Source organism: Sporosarcina sp. P2, from assembly GCF_002743255.1.
Classification (GTDB): domain Bacteria; phylum Bacillota; class Bacilli; order Bacillales_A; family Planococcaceae; genus Sporosarcina.
Genome location: NZ_PDYY01000029.1, coordinates 1 through 3,599, shown reverse-complemented (window position 1 = coordinate 3,599; position 3,599 = coordinate 1). Strand labels below are relative to the sequence as shown.

The following is a 3,599-nucleotide window of genomic DNA, read 5'->3' as shown; positions in this document are numbered from 1 at the left end:
AACCACTCATAACTTTCGTGGAGGAACAGTTGTCACTTTAACTGTTCCTCCACGAAAGTACAGCAAGCGTAGCGCGGTAGGTTTTTCAAAATAAACGCTCAATAAATGGTGTCCACTTTCTTGACAGAAGACCAGTCGAAGTTCAACATAGAGCGGTCATCATATTCTATAGAGCGCATAATGAATTTTATGAGCACTTCCGCAATAACTATGAGCACTTATGTGAAGATATGATGCTTCAACCCGATTATCCGAACAACTTCACGACAAATTGCGACAAGAATCCTACTATTCTTCCTATCGTTCGTCATTTTTATACTTTCCTTAGAAATTTTAAGCTAAAATACACTTCATTTCTCCACAATCTTTTCCACAGAGCAAATCCCTATTTGAACACATATGAACATAGTTATCCACGTTATCCACAAATACTTGTTTACTAGTCCACATAGTTATCCAAGATGTATCCGTTTACCATTCACAGGTTATAAATGTTACCAACAATCTATCCACAATCTGTGTATAAGTACGAATGTTCCCTCTTGACAAACTAATATTCGTCTAACAAAAAAACACACAATTTGCTGAAAGTTAGCAAACTGTGTGTGTATTCATTAATTCCATGATTTTAATGGCATTCCAGGTCGACCATTCATACTAGAATCACTTCGAACGCCGCTTTTCCACATCTCATAGCCAGCCGCGGCAATCATTGCTGCATTGTCTGTACATAATGAAATAGGTGGAACGTAGAAAGGAATCCCTTCTTTTTCAAACGCAGCGGTCAATGATTTTCGCAGTCCTTGATTGGCAGCTACACCACCTGCCGCAATCACTTGCTTCACGTCATATTCTTTCGCCGCTTTCACTGTCTTGACTGTCAATACTTCAACAACACTTTGCTGAAAGCCCGCCGCAACATGATCATGATTGATCTTTCCGCCTTTTTGCTCGATATTATGCTTATAATTGATAACTGCAGACTTCAATCCACTAAAACTGAAGTCATAGGAATCCTTTTCAAGCCAAGCGCGTGGAAAGTCTATACTTTCATCACTCATCAGCGCGAGCTGATCTACTTGCGGACCTCCCGGATAAGGCAAACCAAGTACCCGAGCAACTTTATCATAGGCTTCGCCTGCTGCGTCATCACGCGTTTCACCGATCAATTCGAATGAACCATGTGACTTCATGACGACAAGCTCAGTATGACCGCCTGAGACGATAAGTGCCAGCAAAGGAAACTCCATCTCATGAATCAATTGATTGGCATAGACATGTCCTGCGATATGATGCACACCAATCAATGGTAACTGATTCGCAAAGGCAAAAGCTTTCGCCGCATTGATACCGATCAACAGCGCCCCCACTAATCCAGGTCCTTCTGTCACAGTGACCGCAACCAAATCACTTGGTACAAGTTTCGCTTCATTCAATGCTTCCTGAATCACCAGTGTGATTTGTTCCACATGCAGACGCGACGCTATTTCGGGAACCACACCGCCAAATTGCTTTTGCTGCTGGATTTGTGACGATACAATAGATGAAATAATTTCCGTCCCATTTTTTACTATAGAAGCCGCGGTTTCATCACAGCTCGTTTCAATACCCAAAATATACTGATCTTTTTCCATTAGAATTCCACCCACATGACGAGTCCATCTTCATGGTCGTCTGTATAATAGTTTTTCCTGATACCGCCTTCTTGAAAACCTAACTTGCGATACAACATCCGCGCTGCTTCATTACTCACACGCACTTCAAGCGTCATGGTCTTCACTTCATTCAAGCGGCACAACTCCATCGCCTGACGCATTAGATCTTCTCCATACCCTTTACCTCGATAAGCCGATAGTACGGCCACATTAGTGATATGACATTCATCGAGCACAATCCACATACCACAATGCCCAATCACTTCACCGTCCAGGTCCGCTACAATATAATGTGCGTATGCATTTCCTGTTAATTCATGCTCAAAAATCTCTTCTGTCCAAGGTGTCGCAAATGATTCAAGTTCTATACCCGCAACCGCCGGGATGTCATCAGGCGTCATCTTTCGAAATAGCACTTCATTACTCATGGGAAGACCCCTTCTTCATCAAATTGGCTTCTGCCTCCGTAATGCGCTTATACTGTGGTGTAAACGTATGAACTATTTCGGGTTGATTTGCACTTTGCGCCAGTGAGATAGCAGAAGATGCACGTGGCACATTTAATGCGAATGGTGCAATATATGCTTGCTTTCCAAGATGCTCACGAATAATTGATTCATACAGTTTCACATCTTCTCCAACAAATAAAACCGCCTCTTCACACTCTTTTAACTTCTCCAACAACTGGACAACTGGGCAGTGCTGATCCTCTAATACACTGACCAATTCAGTACCCTTCGCTCGATAGACACCTGCGTAAACGTTGGATCTTCTCGCATCAATTACAGAACAAACCAGACCGTTGAACAGTTGTCCATTCAACGCTAAAGCCTTCAGACTTGATACACCGTAAAGCGGCTTATCAAGCGTCCAAGCTAATGTCTTCGCAATCGTTACACCAATGCGAACACCTGTATACGAACCAGGGCCCTCTGAAACAGCAATCGCGTCTATTTCCGAAGGAGTAATATCTGCCTTACGACATGCCTCTTCCACTGCCGGCATCGCGCGCAGCGAATGATTGATCTTCATCATGCTTGACTCTTCGATAAGTACTACATCATCTTTAACGATTGCTACAGATAAAGGTGAATTTGCTGTATCTATACCTAACCATATCATGTAAAAATCTCCTCACAAATACGTGTAAATCGTTCACCTTTTGGCATACATTGAACTCTGCGGGAATTAGGCCCCGTATGATGGATAATCAATTCCAACCGATGTTCAGGCAACTCTTCTTGAATAAATTGTGCCCATTCCACTACAGAAATCGCATCTCCATAAAACAGTTCGTCCCAACCTAAGTCTTCCTCGCTATTGGCTAACCGATATACATCCAAATGATTGAAAGGGTAATCCCCTTCATACTGCTTGATAATCGTAAAAGTAGGACTACTAACTGTCCGTGTGATACCCATTGCTTTTGCAAGTGCTTTTGTGAATGTTGTCTTGCCAGCCCCAAGATCACCTTCAAGGGTCAGTACATCAGGAGGTCTTAGATAGCGACCGATCTCGGTGGCCAGCTTCTCCATTTCCTCAACGGACTCGATTTCTTTCTCCCACACAACCAACTCACCCTTCTCTTCCTATTATAGTACTAGTGTACAGAAAAACCTTACAAAACAAAAGCCAAGAAGCCAGCCCTGTTTATTTACAATAAAAAAACGATCACACCCGTTAAGGTGAAATCGTTTTGGAATGTTAAAATATGGCGGTCCCGACGGGAATCGAACCCGCGATCTCCTGCGTGACAGGCAGGCATGTTAACCGCTACACCACGGGACCACTGAAATGAAGCAAAAAAATAAAGCCTAGCAACGTCCTACTCTCACAGGGGGAAACCCCCAACTACCATCGGCGCTGAAGAGCTTAACTTCCGTGTTCGGTATGGGAACGGGTGTGACCTCTTCGCTATCGTTACTAGACTCTTTGAGTAAAGCT

General features: G+C 43.3%; 4 protein-coding genes, 1 tRNA gene and 1 rRNA gene. All 6 read right to left on the bottom strand.

The genetic code is table 11. The features are described from left to right. Nucleotides 1-614 precede the first annotated feature (614 nt). The 6 genes from tsaD to rrf all read right to left on the bottom strand — a co-directional run bounded on the left by tsaD (nucleotide 615) and on the right by rrf (nucleotide 3,583). Nucleotides 615-1,634, bottom strand: coding sequence for a tRNA (adenosine(37)-N6)-threonylcarbamoyltransferase complex transferase subunit TsaD (gene tsaD / locus CSV67_RS16425; RefSeq protein ID WP_099632654.1), 1,020 nt, complete (start codon nucleotides 1,632-1,634; stop codon nucleotides 615-617). Then, nucleotides 1,634-2,083, bottom strand: a complete 450-nt coding sequence (gene rimI / locus CSV67_RS16420; RefSeq protein ID WP_099632653.1) for a ribosomal protein S18-alanine N-acetyltransferase — start codon at nucleotides 2,081-2,083, stop codon at nucleotides 1,634-1,636. The genes tsaD and rimI overlap by 1 nt, the downstream gene beginning before the upstream one ends. Beyond that, complete coding sequence (gene tsaB, locus CSV67_RS16415) at nucleotides 2,076-2,777, bottom strand: tRNA (adenosine(37)-N6)-threonylcarbamoyltransferase complex dimerization subunit type 1 TsaB (protein ID WP_099632652.1); 702 nt, start codon at nucleotides 2,775-2,777, stop codon at nucleotides 2,076-2,078. The genes rimI and tsaB overlap by 8 nt, the downstream gene beginning before the upstream one ends. Continuing rightward, complete coding sequence (tsaE, locus tag CSV67_RS16410; protein ID WP_233189575.1) at nucleotides 2,774-3,223, bottom strand: tRNA (adenosine(37)-N6)-threonylcarbamoyltransferase complex ATPase subunit type 1 TsaE; 450 nt, start codon at nucleotides 3,221-3,223, stop codon at nucleotides 2,774-2,776. The genes tsaB and tsaE overlap by 4 nt, the downstream gene beginning before the upstream one ends. Nucleotides 3,224-3,367: 144 nt before the next feature. Further along, nucleotides 3,368-3,443, bottom strand: a tRNA-Asp gene (locus CSV67_RS16405). Nucleotides 3,444-3,467: 24 nt separating this feature from the next. Further along, nucleotides 3,468-3,583 (bottom strand): 5S ribosomal RNA (rrf, locus tag CSV67_RS16400). Nucleotides 3,584-3,599: the final 16 nt, after the last annotated feature.

What these genes read in the sequence shown, in the direction of transcription:
- tsaD (WP_099632654.1), bottom strand. Translation starts at nt 1,634, where the DNA reads ATGGAAAAAGATCAGTATATTTTGGGTATTGAAACGAGCTGTGATGAA.
- rimI (WP_099632653.1), bottom strand. Translation starts at nt 2,083, where the DNA reads ATGAGTAATGAAGTGCTATTTCGAAAGATGACGCCTGATGACATCCCG.
- tsaB (WP_099632652.1), bottom strand. Translation starts at nt 2,777, where the DNA reads ATGATATGGTTAGGTATAGATACAGCAAATTCACCTTTATCTGTAGCA.